General features: G+C 35.1%; 19 protein-coding genes. 6 read left to right on the top strand and 13 right to left on the bottom strand.

From position 1 onward, the window contains the following. Positions 1-38: 38 nt before the first annotated feature. From BKH41_RS08145 to traF, 5 genes are read left to right on the top strand one after another with little or no spacing between them, the layout of a single operon-like run. Positions 39-1241 (top strand): HD domain-containing protein, encoded by a 1203-nt coding sequence (locus BKH41_RS08145; RefSeq protein WP_095298861.1) that lies wholly within the window; start codon positions 39-41, stop codon positions 1239-1241. Then, complete coding sequence (fliR, locus tag BKH41_RS08140) at positions 1241-2005, top strand: flagellar biosynthetic protein FliR (protein WP_095298859.1); 765 nt, start codon at positions 1241-1243, stop codon at positions 2003-2005. The genes BKH41_RS08145 and fliR overlap by 1 nt, the downstream gene beginning before the upstream one ends. A 9-nt stretch (positions 2006-2014) precedes the next feature. After that, on the top strand, positions 2015-3241 hold the full coding sequence (locus BKH41_RS08135; protein WP_095298857.1) for a molybdopterin molybdotransferase MoeA: 1227 nt from the start codon (positions 2015-2017) through the stop codon (positions 3239-3241). A gap of 11 nt (positions 3242-3252) precedes the next feature. After that, positions 3253-3669, top strand: a complete 417-nt coding sequence (locus BKH41_RS08130; RefSeq protein ID WP_095298855.1) for a universal stress protein — start codon at positions 3253-3255, stop codon at positions 3667-3669. A 41-nt stretch (positions 3670-3710) separates the two neighbouring features. After that, a complete protein-coding gene (traF, locus tag BKH41_RS08125; RefSeq protein ID WP_095298853.1) occupies positions 3711-4970 on the top strand; it encodes a conjugal transfer protein TraF in 1260 nt (419 codons plus the stop codon). Between the two features lie 61 nt (positions 4971-5031). On the opposite strand, the gene rplS is transcribed toward traF, so the two are convergent. The 6 genes from rplS to ffh form a co-directional block, all read right to left on the bottom strand. After that, a complete protein-coding gene (rplS, locus tag BKH41_RS08120) occupies positions 5032-5388 on the bottom strand; it encodes a 50S ribosomal protein L19 (RefSeq protein ID WP_095298851.1) in 357 nt (118 codons plus the stop codon). Continuing rightward, positions 5378-6091 carry a tRNA (guanosine(37)-N1)-methyltransferase TrmD gene (gene trmD / locus BKH41_RS08115; protein WP_095298850.1) on the bottom strand — a complete coding sequence of 238 codons (714 nt, stop codon included), beginning with the start codon at positions 6089-6091 and terminating at the stop codon, positions 5378-5380. The genes rplS and trmD overlap by 11 nt, the downstream gene beginning before the upstream one ends. After that, positions 6091-6654: a ribosome maturation factor RimM gene (gene rimM, locus BKH41_RS08110; RefSeq protein ID WP_095298848.1), complete on the bottom strand. Its 564-nt coding sequence runs from the start codon at positions 6652-6654 to the stop codon at positions 6091-6093. Before rimM ends, trmD begins: the two co-directional genes overlap by 1 nt. After that, on the bottom strand, positions 6638-6889 hold the full coding sequence (locus BKH41_RS08105) for a KH domain-containing protein (RefSeq protein WP_095298846.1): 252 nt from the start codon (positions 6887-6889) through the stop codon (positions 6638-6640). The genes rimM and BKH41_RS08105 overlap by 17 nt, the downstream gene beginning before the upstream one ends. Before the next feature lie 7 nt (positions 6890-6896). Beyond that, entirely contained in the window at positions 6897-7130 is a 234-nt protein-coding gene (gene rpsP, locus BKH41_RS08100) for a 30S ribosomal protein S16 (protein WP_095298844.1), read from the bottom strand. A gap of 121 nt (positions 7131-7251) precedes the next feature. After that, positions 7252-8592 (bottom strand): signal recognition particle protein, encoded by a 1341-nt coding sequence (gene ffh, locus BKH41_RS08095; protein ID WP_095298842.1) that lies wholly within the window; start codon positions 8590-8592, stop codon positions 7252-7254. A 153-nt stretch (positions 8593-8745) separates the two neighbouring features. Here ffh and BKH41_RS08090 point away from each other — a divergent pair, with 153 nt between their 5' ends. Continuing rightward, positions 8746-9159 carry a Fur family transcriptional regulator gene (locus BKH41_RS08090; RefSeq protein ID WP_343286857.1) on the top strand — a complete coding sequence of 138 codons (414 nt, stop codon included), beginning with the start codon at positions 8746-8748 and terminating at the stop codon, positions 9157-9159. Between the two features lie 71 nt (positions 9160-9230). Here the strand turns inward: BKH41_RS08090 and BKH41_RS08085 are convergent, their stop codons facing one another. Genes BKH41_RS08085 through BKH41_RS08055 form a run of 7 tightly spaced genes read right to left on the bottom strand, consistent with a single transcriptional unit; the run spans position 9231 to position 15897 of the window. After that, a complete protein-coding gene (locus BKH41_RS08085) occupies positions 9231-10421 on the bottom strand; it encodes a type II secretion system F family protein (RefSeq protein WP_095298838.1) in 1191 nt (396 codons plus the stop codon). Beyond that, complete coding sequence (locus BKH41_RS08080; protein ID WP_095298836.1) at positions 10418-11857, bottom strand: GspE/PulE family protein; 1440 nt, start codon at positions 11855-11857, stop codon at positions 10418-10420. Before BKH41_RS08080 ends, BKH41_RS08085 begins: the two co-directional genes overlap by 4 nt. Continuing rightward, the gene (locus BKH41_RS08075; protein ID WP_095298834.1) at positions 11854-12327 is read right to left on the bottom strand and encodes a hypothetical protein; all 474 of its coding nucleotides are present in this window, start codon (positions 12325-12327) and stop codon (positions 11854-11856) included. Before BKH41_RS08075 ends, BKH41_RS08080 begins: the two co-directional genes overlap by 4 nt. Continuing rightward, the gene (locus BKH41_RS08070) at positions 12317-13831 is read right to left on the bottom strand and encodes a pilus (MSHA type) biogenesis protein MshL (RefSeq protein WP_095298832.1); all 1515 of its coding nucleotides are present in this window, start codon (positions 13829-13831) and stop codon (positions 12317-12319) included. The genes BKH41_RS08075 and BKH41_RS08070 overlap by 11 nt, the downstream gene beginning before the upstream one ends. Next, on the bottom strand, positions 13828-14139 hold the full coding sequence (locus BKH41_RS08065) for a hypothetical protein (RefSeq protein ID WP_095298830.1): 312 nt from the start codon (positions 14137-14139) through the stop codon (positions 13828-13830). Before BKH41_RS08065 ends, BKH41_RS08070 begins: the two co-directional genes overlap by 4 nt. Further along, a complete protein-coding gene (locus BKH41_RS08060) occupies positions 14136-14681 on the bottom strand; it encodes a hypothetical protein (protein WP_095298828.1) in 546 nt (181 codons plus the stop codon). The genes BKH41_RS08065 and BKH41_RS08060 overlap by 4 nt, the downstream gene beginning before the upstream one ends. Then, positions 14671-15897: a hypothetical protein gene (locus tag BKH41_RS08055; RefSeq protein WP_095298826.1), complete on the bottom strand. Its 1227-nt coding sequence runs from the start codon at positions 15895-15897 to the stop codon at positions 14671-14673. The genes BKH41_RS08060 and BKH41_RS08055 overlap by 11 nt, the downstream gene beginning before the upstream one ends. Positions 15898-16500 lie beyond the last annotated feature (603 nt).

Here is a 16500-nt window from a genome sequence, read left to right as displayed (position 1 = left end):
GTAAAATCTCGTAAAAATACAAGATGGAGGCAGCTCAGATGGGGCTTTCAAAACCAAGATTAAAATCTTCTCTTTTGCGTCGCTTGTTTGTGGCTGCTTCTATACGCCGTTGGAATGATCAGGCTTGTCCGGTTGAGTTTGTAGAGCTTGATAAGCAGGCTCATAAGATGGTCATTGCTTATTTGTTGGCTCGATATGAGGAGCAAGAGCGAGGCATTTGCATTGATTGGGAAAGTTTGATCAAATATTTTTGCTTTGAGTTTTTTGCTCGCGTGGTTCTTACTGATATTAAACCCCCTGTTTTTCACGAACTTCAAAAACACCATCAAGCAGAATTGGCGCGTTATGTGATGCACGAACTTAAAAAAGACCTTGAGGAATATGAATTTTTTGAGGAAATGCAGGATTATTTGCGAACTTCCCACTCCTCTGTTGAAATCCAGATTTTACGTGCCGCTCATTATTATGCTTCTAAGTGGGAGTTTGATATCATTTATCATTTTAACCCACATATGTATGATGTCAAAAATATCAAAAAAATCATTGATGATGAGGTTGAAGAACATTATCATCTTCGTGGGATTCAAAAAATTGTGATGTTTAAAAATGTCTCTGAGCTTGTAACGATGTTTGGACAACTGCGTTTTCAAAAACGTTGGAGTCAAACGCCAAGAGTTCCTGCTACAAGCGTTTTGGGGCATACCTTATGCGTGGCAATCAGTGCTTATTTTTTGAGTTTGGATATAGGTGCTTGCGAAAAAATGCGCATCAATCATTTTTTATGTGGGCTTTTTCACGATCTTCCTGAAATCCTCACGCGTGATATTATTTCTCCGATTAAACGCAGTGTTATCGGGCTTGATGAGCATATTAAAAAAATTGAGGAAAAGGCAGTGAAAAATAAAATTCTTTCAATTGTTCCTCCCAATATAGCCGATGATATTATTTATTTTACGCAAAACGAATTTGGCAATCGCTACAAAGTAGAGTGTTTTACAAGAGTTGCAACAAGTGGAGAGGAATTGATAAAAAACTACAATTGCAATCAATATGATCCTGTTTATGGGGAATTTTTAAAAATTTGTGATCAGCTCAGCGCATTTTTGGAAGCTAAAATTTCCATAACTCACGGGATTTCAAGTGCTGAACTTATTGATGGAGCGGAGAATATCTTTAAAAAATGTTCTCAAAGCATTATCAATGGGGTGGATATAGGTGCTATTTTTAGGGATTTTGTTTAATGGAGTTTTTGAGCAGTCTTACAGATGGGAATGTCGGTTTTTTTCTCCTTTTGTTATTGCGATTTTCAGGCATTTTTGCATTTTTTCCGTTTTTTGATAACCAACTTGTGCCCGTTTCGGTTCGAGGGGCTTTGAGTTTTTTTATGACCTTGTTGTTTTTTCCTTTAATCCCTCATACTTCTTTTAACTTTACGTTGGAGGAATTTCTTCTTGCTGGGGCTATGGAGTTGTTGTTGGGGTTTCTTGCCTCGCTTTTTTTGCAAGTTGTTTTTAGTGCAATTGCTTTTGCGACAGATAGCATTAGTTTTTCGATGGGGCTTACGATGGCGAGTGCTTATGATCCTATTTCAGGCGCACAAAAATCCATTGTGGGGCAAGTGATTGCAATGCTTGCGATTGTTTTGGCTTTGAGCGTGAATTTTCATCATTTTGTATTTTTATTTGTCGCCCATACTCTCTCAAGCATTCCTTTAGGAGGATTTGTATTGCGGGGCGATATCATCGCTTATTTGATCAAGGCTTATGCCAATATGTTTCTTGTCGGTTTTGCGATGGCATTTCCGATTTTAGGTCTGATTCTTTTGAGCGATATTATTTTTGGTATGATTATGAAAACACACCCACAATTCAATCTTTTAGCGATCGGTTTTCCTGTGAAAATTGCCATTGCATTTGTGGTAATCATTCTAGTCATTCCAGCTATAATGGTTCGTTTTAAAAACGAATTGAATGCGGCTTTTTTGGCATTGCACAGATTATTTTAAAGGAAAAAAATGCCCATAATTTCATTTCAAGAGGCTCAAAATCTTAATTATGCTTTGGCGATTCCTGATTTAGAGACAACAGAAAAAAGCATTTATGAAGCTTTCGGGGAAATTTTGGCGATTGATTTAGTCTGTAATAGACCCTTGCCTGCATTTGATAATTCTGCGATGGATGGCTATGCGCTCAAAAGTTCTGATTTGGGAAAAAAAATTCGGGTTGTTTCTACAATCTTAGCTGGAGAGGATATAAAAAATTTAGAAGTTTTAGAAGGAACTTGCGTTAAGATAATGACTGGGGGTATGATGCCAAAGGGTGCTGATTTGGTCATTCCCTTTGAGGATGTTGAAGAAATTGATGGAGAATTCGTAACTTTTGGGAATTCTTTTAAGGCGGGTGCGAATGTGCGTTTTAAAGGAGAGGAAAAATCTTTAGGCAGTTTGATTGCAAAAAAGGGGGATAAACTCACTCACGGCTTGATTGCTTTAATTGCTTCCCAAGGGATTTCAAAAGTGAGTGTTTATCGAAAGCTGAAAATAGGGATTTATTCTACAGGCGATGAGATCATTGAGCCAGGTCAAAATGCCAGTGACCATCAAATTTATAATATCAATGCAGCAGGCATTATGGCCTTGTTGTCTTCTTATGGGCATCAGGTGCAATATTTGGGAATTTTCAAAGATTCGTTAAGGGAGCATTTAGAGGCGATTAAAACGTTTGTAGATTATGATGTCATCATTACAAGTGGGGGGGCTAGTGTAGGAGAAGCTGATTTGCTTGAGAGATCTTTATGTGAGTGCGGGGCAAAAGTGGTTTATCACGGGATTAATCTTAAGCCTGGTCGTCCGATTATGCTTGCAACTTTAGGAAAATGTGCAATATTTGCACTTCCAGGAAATCCACTTAGTGGCATATTGAATTTAAATATGATTGTGATCCCTGCTTTGGAGCGTTTGAGAAAAGCTAACGCATTTTATCCCCAACCTTTTTATGCCCAACTTAAAAATCCTTTGAAGCTTAAAAGCGGGCGGGTAAATATGGTTTTGGGTAGATATGATAATGGGGAATTTATTGCTCATAATGGAGGAAAGTACGGGTCTGGTGCGATTGATGTCATTAGTAGTAGTAACTGCGTTGCTTTAATGGGTGAGGGGGTGTCTTTGATACAAGGAGATATTAGGATCTTACCTTATGTTATGGAATTTTCTGATACAATAAATTGCATTATCAATGAGTGAAAGGAGTAGAAATGACAAAGTTATTGTTTGGTGTGAGCGATACTGAAGAATGCAGAAGAGCGATCAAAACAATCATCAATCTATTTGGGCACCAAGAGGGCGTTGAACTCACGCTTTTGCACGTAACCCCTGAAGTATTGGTTTATGCTGAAAGTGGGATTGTCGATTATGGAACGATTGAAAATATGGAAAAAGAAAAATCCAATGAGATTTTAGATGAGTTTGAAAAAACTTTTCAAAAAGATGGTATTACCTGCCAAAAAATTCTCAAAACAGGGAATCCGATTGATGTTGTTTTAGAGATTGCAGATAAATACGATTTACTTGTTATTGGGGCTAGTGAATCTTCTTTGTTGCATCGAATTTTTAATTCTCATCAAAATAGTTTTATCAATTCTTCCCCAATTCCGGTTTTGGTCGCAAAATAGTCGGTATATTTTCTTCAAATTCGGTTTTTAAGGAATGCGGAATGAAAAAGATTTTCTTCGTTGCGGGTATCTTGTCTGTTTTGAATTTGGAGGCTTTGGAGTTTGGAGGGATTGGGAATGTTTCTGCAGGTATGGGGGGTGCAGGAGTTGCACTAAAAGCATCTCCTTATGGCTTGTATTATAATCCAGCTCTTTTGAGTGCTGATAATAAAACAAAATTTGGTTATAGTATCGGAGTGGAATACCGTCAAAAAAATATTGACAAGCTTGCCAATCTCAATCTTGCGAATATCGCTTCTTCTCCTAAAGATATGGAGACACTTCAAGATGTGCTTAAGGATAATAATCTTAGCATTACTAGCCAAAACGGGATTGTTTTTCAGCTTTCTTCTTCCGTAATCAGAGAGGAATTTGGTTCGATTGCTTTGGGGTTTTTTGGGTCAATGTATTCAAGCATTTCTTTAAATGCTGATCCTAATCGTATGGGATTGATTGTTGAAAATGGAGGGAATTATTATAAACTTGTTTCAAATGTCTCTGGAGGCTATACTCCTCAAGCGACGACACAAACTGATTATGAGCAACATTCTATTGTTTATGCCTTGCAACAAGGTGATGCTCATAAAATCGTTGCTTCTTCATTCGTTTTATCTGAGATACCCATCGGTTATGCCAAAACATTTTATTTTAAAAACTCTAATTTAAATCTTGGAATCGCTGCAAAATATATGAATGGCATTAATGCCAAGCAAGATGTTTATTTGAGCGATCATATCAATTTATCCAATGAATTAAAAAAATTTAGCGGGGGAGGAAATTATCAGCTTTCAAGTACATTTGGAATTGATTTGGGAATGATGTATGAAATTGACCTCCCTAAATTTCGTTATTTGACTTTTGGAGTCGTGGCAAAAAATATCAATTCTCCGACATTCAAATATACTTCTGGGAATATTGTGGTTAAGCCTCAATATCGGGTTGGAATTGCCTATAATGAACGTTACTTTACAGTCGCTTTTGATGCAGATATTCTTCCGAATGAATTGTTAAATTTTAATTATGAAAAACAAAAAAGTCAGATGCTTGGAGGTGGGGTGAAGTTTGATTTAAAATATTTTGATTTGCGTGCAGGGGCAATGATGGATATACGTCAGAACGATGGGCTTATTCTTACTGGAGGAATCAACGTATTGGGGTTATTTGATATTGCGCTTCAAAGCGGGACTAAACTCGGAGAGGCAAAAGGTTATAAAATTCCAAAATACTTGAATTTAAAAATCGGGGGAAGCTTTTCATTTTAGCCATAAAAAGCTAAAATTTCTATCATAAAAAGCAAGATTTTCAAAAGTTACTTGAGAAAAATTATTTTCTAAGTTCTTTGATTCTTGCAGATTTACCTTTTCTGTCTCTGAGGTAATAAAGCTTAGCTCTTCTGACTCTACCGATTCTTAAGACATCAATGCTCTCAAGACTTTCGCTGTAAAGAGGAAAAGTCTTTTCTACGCCAATATTATTAGCTCCCATTTTTCTGATCGTAAAAGTTCTATCAACGCCATTTCCACGAATAGAGATACAAATCCCTTCAAAATTTTGAATCCGACTTTTTTCGCCTTCTTTGATTTTTATTCCCAATTTTACTGTATCGCCAGCTTTAAAATTTGGAACTTTTTTATCACCGATTTGAGATTTTTCAAAGTTCTCAATATACCTATTTTTCATTACATACCCTTTTTATTGCTTTCCATTTTTGATATAAATCTGGCCTGAAATATTTTGTCTTCAAAATCGCCAAATTATTTTTTAAGTCGGCAATTCTACTATGATTTCCCTTTGAATACTCTGAAGGCGGAAGAAAATTTTGGAATTTTTTTTCCAAATCCATTATTCTTGAAAAATTTGGGGCTTCCAAAAGAGAAAATTCAAAACTTTCACCAATCAGAGATTCAGGGTTTCCTAAAACTCCTTTTATTTGTCTAGAAATACTATCGCAAAGACATAGAGCAGCTAGTTCTCCGCCTGTTAAAATAAAATCCCCAATTGAAAAGACTTCATTCGCACACATTTCGACGCAGCGTTCATCAAACCCCTCATAACGCCCGCAAACAAAGACAATATGTTGTTTTGAAGCAAGTCGGATCGCATCAGTTTGCGTGAAAGGTTTTGCAGTTGGAGAAAGGAAAATGATATGCTTGGGGTCAGGAATGTTATCAAGAGCGTCTTTAATCAAATCGGGTCTTAAAACTTGTCCAGCTCCACCCCCAATTTGAGGATAATCTGCTTTTTGATATTTATCTTTTGCATAATCTCTAATATTTGTGATACAAATTTGAATGAGATTTTTTTTAATCGCATTTTTTAGAATAGAATCTTGGAAGTAGGAAGAAATTAAGTTTGGGAATAAACTCAAGAAGCTGAAACGCATTAGCTCGCCTCTAAAATGGCTTTTGCCCCTTTGGCAAAAATAGTCTTTTCCTCTAGGGAGGTTTTGGATATAAAATACTCAATATAGGGGATCATAAAAGTTTTTGGCAGTCCTTGAGATTTGAGTTTCTCTGAAGTTTTTACCAACAGATAATCAGTTGATCCGATACGCTCTATGCCATCCACTTCCCCAAGCATCTCTTTGTCTTCTATAATTTCACATCCAATCATATCAAACCAAAAATATTCATCTGTTTTTAAAGGGCATAGTTTTTTTGTGTCTTCAAGACTTGCATAAGCAATGAGATTGCAAAGTGTTTTGGCTTGATCAATATTTTCAATTTCTTTGAAAAAAACTATAGAATTTTGGGGATTGAAGCTTTTGATTGTGAGAGTATGGCAAAGAGAGGAATGTTTTTGGGAGGATTTGAGGGTTAGTTCAAGATTTTCTTGGATACTTTGAGGAAAATCAGTGACTAAATGCAGTTTTAACCCCCCATTTAATCCGATTGTTTTGCCAATCTTCCCTATTTCTATTAAAGAATAGTTATCTTGGATTTTCATTTGCTTGAACAACTACTTTGTATGTAAAGCCGTCTTTTGCTTTTGCTCCGGAAATAAAAGTTTTAATCGCACTGATCATCTTGCCATCTTTGCCAATAACCCTACCTATGTCTATGGGGGAAGCATAAATCACAATATCCTTGCACCCATCTTCAGTTGAACTCAAAGAAACTTTTACTTTTTGAGGATATTGGACAATTTTTTTGACATAATCTTGTAAAAACTGCTCTATCATAGATGAATTATTTTCCCGAAGATAATTTGCTTACTCTTTCGCTCATTTTGGCGCCCACACTTTTCCAATAGTTTAGCCTTTCGGTATCGATTTTAATGTCGGCAGGCTCTTTTAAAGGGTTGTAATAACCAATCGATTCAATCCATCCTCCATCTCTTCTCTTCCGAGAATCGGTCACGACGATTCGATAAAAAGGTTTTTTCTTTCTTCCCATTCGAGTTAATCTGATCACTGTTGCCATATGCTTACTCCTTGTGAGATACTAAAATATATTAAATTTTTGGTGGATTGAGAACTTTAATTGTCTCAAGCCTTTAAAAAGCCTGAATTATACACAAAAACAGCTCTATTTTAAATTAAAATCAAGAATTGTTTGATTTTCCCCTCATTTGTCCCATCATTTGCATTAGTTCCTGCATTCCTCCTTTGGAACTTAGGCGTTTTGCCATTTTGGCAGCATTGTCAAATTGCTTCACAATTCGATTAATATCACTCACTTCAAGACCGCTCCCTAAAGCGATTCTTTTTCTGCGACTTCCATTTAAAAGATCGGGATTATTTCTTTCTTTTGGTGTCATTGAATTGACCATTGCTTTAATTTTGCGTACTTCACTTGATGTGTCTAAATCTACATTTTTAAGTGCTCCAGCCATATTTCCAAGACCTGGAATCATTGAGACAATTGAACTCACTGAGCCAAGTTTCTTGATATTTTCTATTTGAGCGATAAAGTCGGTGAATGTAAATTGACCTTTTTTGAGTTTCTTACTGATATTTTTGGCTTCTTGCTCATCTAAAATACCAGCTGTTTTTTCCGCTAATGAGGCAATGTCTCCAGCTCCCATCAGTCTTGAGATGATTCTTTCGGGTATGAAGATGTCTAAATCAGGGATCTTCTCTCCATTTCCGATGAAGCGCAAGGGAATTTCTAATTGATAGGCAATTGAAAGGGCAATACCACCTTTAGAATCGCTGTCAAATTTGCTCAAAATAACTCCAGTGATTCCAATCTCTTGATTGAAAGTAGCTGCACTTTTAACCCCGTCTTGACCGCTTAAAGAATCTGCAACGTAAAAAATTTCGTGAGGATTTAAAGCATTTTTGATGGATCGAAGCTCTTCCATCAGGAGTGAATCAATTGCTAGTCTTCCGGCGGTATCGACGATCATCACATCATATTGTCCATCGATAGCTTTTTGTTTGGCAGCTTTAGCGATTTCTAAGGGGGTTGCGTTTTCAAGTTTAAAAATATCCACTTCGATTTGGGAAGCAAGTTGGGTGAGTTGTTCGACGGCTGCTAAACGGGCAAGGTCGCAAGCTACGAGCAAAACTTTTTTATTTTTAGTTTTTAAGTAGTTGGCTAATTTAGCCGATGTGGTGGTTTTTCCACTTCCTTGAAGCCCACTCATTAGAATGATTGTAGGAGGTTTGGAAGCATAAGTAAAACCATAGCTTCCGCCCGTGTTTAAAATTTCTTGCAAACTATTTTGAAGTGCGTTTAAGAAATTTTGCTTGCCGATGCCAGCTTGCTTGGTTTGGGTTTCGACATTTTTTAATAATTCTTTGGTCGCTTTGTGATAAACATCGTTTCGCAGAAGTGATTTTTTTAATTCTTCCAAGGCTTTGGAAAGTGATTTTTCATCATCGTTAAAACGGATTTTGTTTAGAGCGGTTTTAAATGATTCACTGAGTGTCTCAAACAATTTAAAACTCCTAGTGTAAATTTTTAGTCCGAAAGCTCGTTATTTTACAAAAAACCAACTTGTGTTTGTCTAAAACTCTATTAAAAGTTTTTGGTTATAATTTCATAAATATTATAAATTACTTAATTTTTATTGTATTACGAGGAAAAAATGATGAATTTTGAAGCTAGTTTGAAAGAAAAAAACCTTAAAGTAACTCCTCAAAGGATTGCTATCTTAAAGGAGATTGAAAAAAACGGGCACATTAGTGTGGATGATGTTTATGAAAACATCAAAAAAGATTATCCTTCTATTTCGTTGGCGACGGTTTATAAAAATATCGCTGCTTTGTATGAAGTGAATATTTTGCGCGAAATTAAAGCACCATCGCAAAAACAGCGTTATGAACTCAGTTATGATCGTCATATCCACGTTGCGTGTGGAAAATGCGGAAAATTAGAAGATATTAAAGTGGATATTTCAAGCATTTCTGATGAATGTGCCAAAATAAGCGGCTATGCTTTATATGATACATCAGCTGTTTTTATCGGAATATGCCCAGAGTGCGCACGCAAGGAAAAAAAGTAAGTATCCAACCCGATTATTTGTCGGTGTGAGTAGAGGTTTATTTTTAAAATCAGATTTCTTTTGCTATTTTTTCAAGCACCATTGAGGCTCCACATCGGCATCATAATGCCTAATGAAAACCACAATACAAGACTTCCGACTAAAAAAGTTAGGATCGGTTCTAGCCATTGAGTGAAATGTTCAAGTGTATCAGAATAAAGCTCTTTATAATATTCTGAACACATTTGAAACGTATTATCTAGATTCCCGCTTTTTTCACCTGCTAAAATTAAACCTTTTGCCATAGAATTGAATAGATTCGTTTTTTCAAGGGCTTGACTTAGATTTTCTCCTTTTTGTATGTCTGAAATAATTTGAAAAAAGATATTTTTCAGGTGGAGATTATTTAAAGATGAGTGTGCATTTTTTAAAGACGATTTGAAATCCATACCCGTTTTTTGACAAAGATAGAGCGTAAAAAGACATCTTTGGAGATCGCGATAAAAAAATATTTTGCCAATGGCAGGCACGTTTAAAAGATAGCGGTGTGCTTTTTGCATAGCTAGATTTGATTTTATCATAAATTTTTTTATTAAAATGCCCCAAATTCCTAGCACAACTACGATCAAAATTCCCCATTTTTGTAACAAATCCCCGATAAAAATAAGGGCTTTTGTACTGAAAGGGAGTTCAAGTTTGAATTCTTCAAACAAAGCGATGAATTCAGGAATTACCAGTGCGTTTAAAATACCAAATGCAACGAAAATACTCAAAATCACGATGAAAGGATAAAACATTTTTTTCTTGAATTTGGAGATGTCTTTTTGATCTTCTTCCAATTCTTGGGCTAAAGCACGGAAAGTTTCAGGAAGATTGCCAGTGTTTTGACCTGTTTCAATGATGGCGATTCTCATTTTTCCGATAAGGTTTGAGTGTTTGTCGAATGCTTGGCTTAAAGAAAGCCCTGAATGGAGGTGTTTTAAGATATCTTGATACATCATTTGGATTTTTGGGTGTTTGGAACCATCAATACAATAAGTGAGGATTTCATCAATGGGCAAGGAAGCCTCTGACATAAAAGCGATTTGTTTAAAACTTATGATCAATTCTTTTTTGTGCGAAGAAAGAGATTTTAGAAGAATATTTTTTTGAGGAATAGCAATGATTTGTGTGGGAATAATGCCTGTAGCATAAGCTTTTATTTTAGCTTCTTCTTTGGAAAGGGCGTTGGTTTTAAAGGTGGTAGGACAGGCATTTTTAATGCCTTTAACAAGAAATTTCATTCTTTGACACTTCGATAGATTTCTTCATAAGTTGTAATGCCTTGAGCAGCTTTTTGACTTCCATCATCAAAAAGGGTTTTAAAACCTTTTTCTTTGAGAATTTCTTTAAGTTTTAAAGAGGAAACTTTTCCGATTAAAGATTTGATTTCAGGGTTGATTTCTAAGACTTCAAAAATCGCCTCTCTACCCATAAAACCTTGCATATTGCATTTTTGACAACCCTTGGGGATAAAAGATGGCTTTGGGAATGTTTGTGAGTTTGGATTGGATTTTTTGCACTCGGGGCAGAGTTTTCTAATTAGTCTTTGGGAGATGATAGTATTCAGACTTGAATTTAATAAATAAGGTGCTATCCCCATATCAAGAAGACGATCAATTGTGGATACGCAGTCATTAGTATGAATGGTTGAGAGAACAAGATGCCCTGTAAGTGAGGATTGAATGGCTAATTGAAGGGTTTCTTGGTCACGGATTTCCCCTACCATAATGATATCGGGATCTTGGCGTAAGATGGCTCGCAGGGCTTCAGGGAAGCCAAATCCGTAATCTGGATTGATTTGGATTTGTGTGGCAAGATGGATTTGATATTCAATGGGGTCTTCAATAGTGATGAGCTTTTTTTCGTGCGATTTTAGCGTTTCAAGCAGAGCATAAAGGGTTGTGCTTTTGCCACTTCCTGTAGGACCTGTGACTAAAATGATGCCATAAGGGGATTGAATACTTTTTTGAATCAGGGAAAAATTATGGGAGTTGAGTTTCAAATCATCCAAATTGATTTGACGGGTTTGTTTATAAAGGATTCTCATCACGATGGATTCTCCGTGCTGTGTGGGAATGCTTGAAATTCTAAAATCATATTCTTTATCTTGCAATGAAAGGCTATACCTTCCATCTTGTGGCAAACGTTTTTCACTGATGTCAAGTTTTGATTCGAGCTTGATTTTATTGCAAAGAAGTTCAAAAACTTTGGGTTTAATCCTAGCCATCTCTTTGATTTTGCCATCTTTACGGATTTTAAAACTCGCGTGAGTTGCTTTTGATTCAAGATGTATATCGCTTGCGTTTTGAGAAATCGCGCTTTCAAGAATGAAATGATAAAGATTTTTGATATTTGCTTCAGAACTTTTGAGATCAGTGATTTGGGCGGTAAAAAAGTGGATCTGTTCTTGAATTTTAATATGTTCTAAAGCGGTGTAAAAGATTTTAGGTTTTATGGCACATAGTTGTATGGAAAAAGTCGGGTATTTTTGTTTGATGAGTTCTTCAAGCAGGCTTTGATTTATATTTTCTTCATCTTTGAGTATGACAAGGGTTATTTTTTGATTTGGCAGATCAATTGAAAATACGAATGCTTTTAACTTGAAAGCTAGTTCATAAGGCAAAAGGCTGCAGGATTTTTCATCGCTTGTCCAATTTTGAAATTCGATTTCTTTCATTTATGTTTCTTTTTGAAAAAAACTTCTGCTTTTTGCATTAATTCTTGAGCTTCTTTTTCTTTTCCCATTTTGCTTAGACTTTGGGTATAGATTTTCCAGCTTTGGATATCGTTAGTATTGATTTGATTGGCTCTATAAGCCCAAATGATAGCATTTTCATAGGCACCTTTTTCATAATAGTCTTGAGCTACTTTTAAAGCATGATTGTAAGTGATGGAGCCATAAATTTTCCCCATATAAAATTTTGGCTTTTGTATTGTTGGATTAAAGGGGGTTTGAGGGGTAAGTTTTGTTGTTGCAATAGAAGTTGAAGTGTTTAAGATGTTTTGAAAATCCTTAGTTTTTTTAATGTAGCCCTCTTGAAAACCTTTTTGATAGAAATAAGTATTTGTTGTAATAATGCCTAAAATAAATGATATTGCCATAATCAAAACAGAGGGCTTTATTGTGTAGAGTAAATTAGTTTTCATTGTAGTTTCCTTCTAGACCAGCATACCCTAAATCTTTTTGAAAAGTTGTAGCAGTAATGATTTTAGGCGTGATGACAATAATGATTTCTTGGGTTTGTTTGAGATCTTTTTTATAGGAAAAAAGATATTTGAGTAGGGGAATTGAGCCTAAAATAGGGACCTTTTTTTCGACAATGGATTGGGTTTTGTGGATAAGTCCTCCTAGAATGACTTTTTGATTGTTTTGAAGCTTGACAATAGAAGAGAGCTGATTGGTTGATAAGTTTGGTGGTGATTTGAGGGCATTAGGTTGGTTTTCTATACTGGAATCTTTGGTTTTAGTGATTGAGGGATTGATTTTTAAGATCACATAGTCTTTACTGATGGATGGCGTGACATCCAAAAGAACTCCTGAGAAAACGGTTGGAAAATGCTCTCCTATGTTTTGAACCACTGCTGTGTTGGTGCTGTTTTGATAGACTAGATTCTGCGCATATCGCAATACGTTTCCTACTGAAATGATGGCAGGTTGGTTGTTGAGGGTAAGAACCTTTGGGTTTGAGACGGAACTGACTTTGCCATAATGATTGAGAAACTCCAAAATTCTACCTAGTGTGAGGTCTTGAGAAAAAATATTAATCCCATAATTGAATCCCCCCTTGCCTGCAGTGATCAAGTTGTTTCCATCTTTCAATCCTTGAATCCCCAAATTGTAGATTTCTCCCCAATTCACTCCTGCAGTATCGATATTGTTGTGTGAAATGGTCAGAATATTGACATCTATGAGAACTTGTGCTTGCATTTTTTGGTTGAGTAAAAAGATATAGTCTTCTACGCGTTTGATTTGAGATGGCGAGGCAGTGATTGTCACAAGCCCCGCACCTTTGTTGATAACGATAGATTTTTTTGTTTCAGAGGATTTTTCGGGTTGATTTTTGTCTCCTGGGCGATAAGTAATGGCATAAAGTTCATTTTCAAGCTCTCCCCAAAAATTCAGTTCATCAATGGAATAAATTTTTGTCCCGCTGCGACCGATGTTGAGTCTAGTTTGTTCGCTTCCTATAGCCATTGCTCTTTGATGGACATCGTTTTGATTTTCCAATGAATAGAGTTGGTTTTGATAGAGGTTGTTTTGTGCGTCTTGAGAAAATATAACATCTGTGTTGCTTGAACCCACTCGGGCAGTGGCTACGTAATCAACATTGAATGTTTTGGTCAGGAGTCGTTTGATTTCAATATGGCGTTTTTTGATTTCATATTTTAAATCCGCTCCTTCAGTGATGATTTGCAAGATGGACTCAAGTTTATGGGATTTGAGGTTTAAAATGAGTTTTTGAGAATTTAGAATTTCTTTGGTTTTTGAATCTGCATAGATGACACTAAAAAAACATTCGCTTGCAATTTCTTCAATGACTTCTTTGGCAGAGATGTCTTGATGGGTAGAAATATCGAATGTTTTTTCATTGCATAAATCTTTTGCCTCACAGAGCAAAGAAAGGCATAGTAATACGATTATTTTTTTCATTTTATCTTCTTATTAAATTGTGTGTAAAGCGTTAGAGTTTGCTTGAAATTTTTTAGAACGATAGAATTTTTTTGGATTTGTATGATTTGGTATTCTGAGACTTTTTGACCGATTTGATACCATTTTCCATTGATTTTTGCTTTTTGATTGATAATCATTTCAAGTTTTGGTTTTCCTAGTATTTCAGAATCAAAAATATTAAAAATCCTTTGTTTTGGAATCACAATAGGAGTGTTTAAGAAAATTTCAGAAAATGCATCGGAAAAAAGAGTGCTAAAAACTAAGGAAATTATCCATAAGTTTTTCATAATGAATTCCCTAGATTTTTAATATGGACTTGATAGACAAGAGTATTTTCTTTGGAAAATATATGCAGATCTTCGATAAAAACAAAGTAGTTTTCTTCTAGAATACGCATCCATTCCATAAAATTTTCAAATTTGCCTTGAAGACAAAAGAATAAATCTTCTTTTTCATTGGAAATGTCTGAAATGCTTTGGAGATCTAATGCGACATTGAGTTCTCCAATCAATGCAAGCAAATCATAATTATCTCTAGAGGCTTTTTTGAAATTTTTTAGCAAGTCTGTAGTTTTATTTTTGTTGTCTGAATACTTTTCTTGGCGTTTTTGAGAAATTTCTTCAAAATGCGAAAGATTTTTCAAGTAAGTCAATTTTAAGGTTTCATACGCCTCTTTTTGTTCAGAAAATATACGTAAAACAGGAGGCAAAAGCAAGAAATAAATGATGGAAAAAATCAAGCTTAAAAGTAGAATTAAAAAGATGGTAAGCTCTTTTTTGGTTTTGCTTTGGATATGATTCTCAAAGCGTTCAAAAACATCAGAAAACATTATGAACCAAAATAATTTGAGCGAAAGATTTTTCTTGGCTTTTTGTGATTGCCCCGCTAAAAATTTGCTGTTCCTTATCCGCCCAAAGTGGGTTATTTTTTAAGATATTGATGGAGTTGATGATATTTTTTTGAGATAGACTTGAAACCTCAAGACTCATAGCAAAGCCGTCTTGCAAAATATCACTGCTTAAATGCAGGTCTTGAACTGAAATTCCTTTGCCTTTAAGCATTTTGGTTAAATTTGCAATCAATTCATAACGTGGTAGGTAGGAGATTTCAGCCTCATAAAGAGAATGTAAATGTTCTTGAAGGAGGGAATTTTTAGCTTTTTTTGCATAGAGATGAGAATTTTGAGGGAGTGCTGATATTTCTTTGAGAATTTGGAGATTTTTGTTTGCAAGATCTTCAAATTTGGTTTTTAAATAAAGGTTATAAAAAAATTCGCCCATCGGATAAGTAAGCATTAAGATGATGGCACACATTGTTTTAAAGAGCAATCTGAAAGTATTGCTTTTAGAGAAAGAGGAAGTTTTAGAATTGAGAAAAAGGAGAGGTAAAGGGGTTATTTTGGATTTGGAAAAATAGAGAAAAGAAAGTGCAGCGATAGGGTTTTCGTTGTTATTTACAAGGGTTTTTAATGGGCAAATCTGAAGAGGGAGATCAGTAATATTAGGATTTTGACTATAAATAATCGAAGGGGTTGCAGAATAAATGGCGCGAATGTATTCCAAAGCCTTTAGAATTGATTGGGAATTTTCACATAAAGCGTGATAAACGAGTTTATTTTGATGATAAAATACAAGATTTTTATCAAATAAAAATAAACCTGATACCGTCATTGCCGAATCTAATCCCATTGGCAGGAAAATATCAGGGATCAGGATTTGATTTGATTGTAAAGCCACATCAGTCCCATAAATTTGAAAAATTTTTTCAGATGAAGTATCTTCACATAGATAAACAAAAGCATATTTCGTATTTGCCTCAAATATATCTTGTTCAATACATTTAGCATAAAGCCAATCTGAAAAGGCAATATTTGAAGAAGGTAAAGAATTTTTATCAATACGTATTTGCCCTTTGATAAGTGAAGTGCTATTGGCGCAGGCAATGATTGCATCTGATTTGGAAGGTTTTACAGGGCGAAAGCTTGTATCTAAAAAGCCATTGCCGGTGGAAAAAACAACCTTAGTTTTTTTGTCTGTGCGAATCATTTGCAATCATTCCTTAAGAAAATTGAAAAAGAATTATTCCAAATATAAAGTTAAATATAATTTAAATCCTATAAGTAATTTGCAAAAAAGCATTGATGCCAACCTATTGAATCAAAATTTAAAAATTTTTAAATACAAGAATAAGACAATCGAAACCATAAGAAAGTCGCCTAAATGAATAAAGACAGGACTAGTTTAATGAAAAATTTAGAATAAGATTAAGCAAAGGTTGGAATAATAAAGGTGATAATCGTTGGGTAATAACATCGTATGAAAATACAGAGTTGCCCCATTTTGATGTCCTTCCAAAAATGGGATTACTTCGGGCGATGGTCTTCACCCAAACAACCCTCTTTCAAATGTTGCCGAAAAAACATTAACACAGCAAGAAGAAGCACTCAAAGAAGAAAGTATCCGTTTTCAAAGAGGGTTAAAGTATTGGGAGGCAGAATTAAAAAAGAATGAGGCAAAATTAAAAAAAGCTTCGCCAAAAGATATCCACGATCTCACAAGCTGGCAAAATATCATTAAAGATAATATCCAATTCAATAAAAATGAATTAGAATTTTCAAAACAAGGGTTTTTAACAATCGAACCCATTGT

Source organism: Helicobacter sp. 12S02232-10 (assembly GCF_002272895.1).
In the GTDB taxonomy this organism is placed as follows: domain Bacteria; phylum Campylobacterota; class Campylobacteria; order Campylobacterales; family Helicobacteraceae; genus Helicobacter_J.
This window is presented reverse-complemented; position numbering and strand designations above follow the sequence as displayed.

What these genes read in the sequence shown, in the direction of transcription:
- BKH41_RS08085 (WP_095298838.1), bottom strand. Translation starts at nt 10,421, where the DNA reads ATGAAATTTCTTGTTAAAGGCATTAAAAATGCCTGTCCTACCACCTTT.
- BKH41_RS08145 (WP_095298861.1), top strand. Translation starts at nt 39, where the DNA reads ATGGGGCTTTCAAAACCAAGATTAAAATCTTCTCTTTTGCGTCGCTTG.
- BKH41_RS08090 (WP_343286857.1), top strand. Translation starts at nt 8,746, where the DNA reads ATGAATTTTGAAGCTAGTTTGAAAGAAAAAAACCTTAAAGTAACTCCT.
- rplS (WP_095298851.1), bottom strand. Translation starts at nt 5,388, where the DNA reads ATGAAAAATAGGTATATTGAGAACTTTGAAAAATCTCAAATCGGTGAT.
- BKH41_RS08080 (WP_095298836.1), bottom strand. Translation starts at nt 11,857, where the DNA reads ATGAAAGAAATCGAATTTCAAAATTGGACAAGCGATGAAAAATCCTGC.
- fliR (WP_095298859.1), top strand. Translation starts at nt 1,241, where the DNA reads ATGGAGTTTTTGAGCAGTCTTACAGATGGGAATGTCGGTTTTTTTCTC.
- BKH41_RS08075 (WP_095298834.1), bottom strand. Translation starts at nt 12,327, where the DNA reads ATGAAAACTAATTTACTCTACACAATAAAGCCCTCTGTTTTGATTATG.
- BKH41_RS08060 (WP_095298828.1), bottom strand. Translation starts at nt 14,681, where the DNA reads ATGTTTTCTGATGTTTTTGAACGCTTTGAGAATCATATCCAAAGCAAA.
- BKH41_RS08070 (WP_095298832.1), bottom strand. Translation starts at nt 13,831, where the DNA reads ATGAAAAAAATAATCGTATTACTATGCCTTTCTTTGCTCTGTGAGGCA.
- BKH41_RS08105 (WP_095298846.1), bottom strand. Translation starts at nt 6,889, where the DNA reads ATGATAGAGCAGTTTTTACAAGATTATGTCAAAAAAATTGTCCAATAT.
- rpsP (WP_095298844.1), bottom strand. Translation starts at nt 7,130, where the DNA reads ATGGCAACAGTGATCAGATTAACTCGAATGGGAAGAAAGAAAAAACCT.
- BKH41_RS08065 (WP_095298830.1), bottom strand. Translation starts at nt 14,139, where the DNA reads ATGAAAAACTTATGGATAATTTCCTTAGTTTTTAGCACTCTTTTTTCC.
- trmD (WP_095298850.1), bottom strand. Translation starts at nt 6,091, where the DNA reads ATGCGTTTCAGCTTCTTGAGTTTATTCCCAAACTTAATTTCTTCCTAC.
- BKH41_RS08055 (WP_095298826.1), bottom strand. Translation starts at nt 15,897, where the DNA reads ATGATTCGCACAGACAAAAAAACTAAGGTTGTTTTTTCCACCGGCAAT.
- BKH41_RS08135 (WP_095298857.1), top strand. Translation starts at nt 2,015, where the DNA reads ATGCCCATAATTTCATTTCAAGAGGCTCAAAATCTTAATTATGCTTTG.
- BKH41_RS08130 (WP_095298855.1), top strand. Translation starts at nt 3,253, where the DNA reads ATGACAAAGTTATTGTTTGGTGTGAGCGATACTGAAGAATGCAGAAGA.
- traF (WP_095298853.1), top strand. Translation starts at nt 3,711, where the DNA reads ATGAAAAAGATTTTCTTCGTTGCGGGTATCTTGTCTGTTTTGAATTTG.
- rimM (WP_095298848.1), bottom strand. Translation starts at nt 6,654, where the DNA reads ATGAAAATCCAAGATAACTATTCTTTAATAGAAATAGGGAAGATTGGC.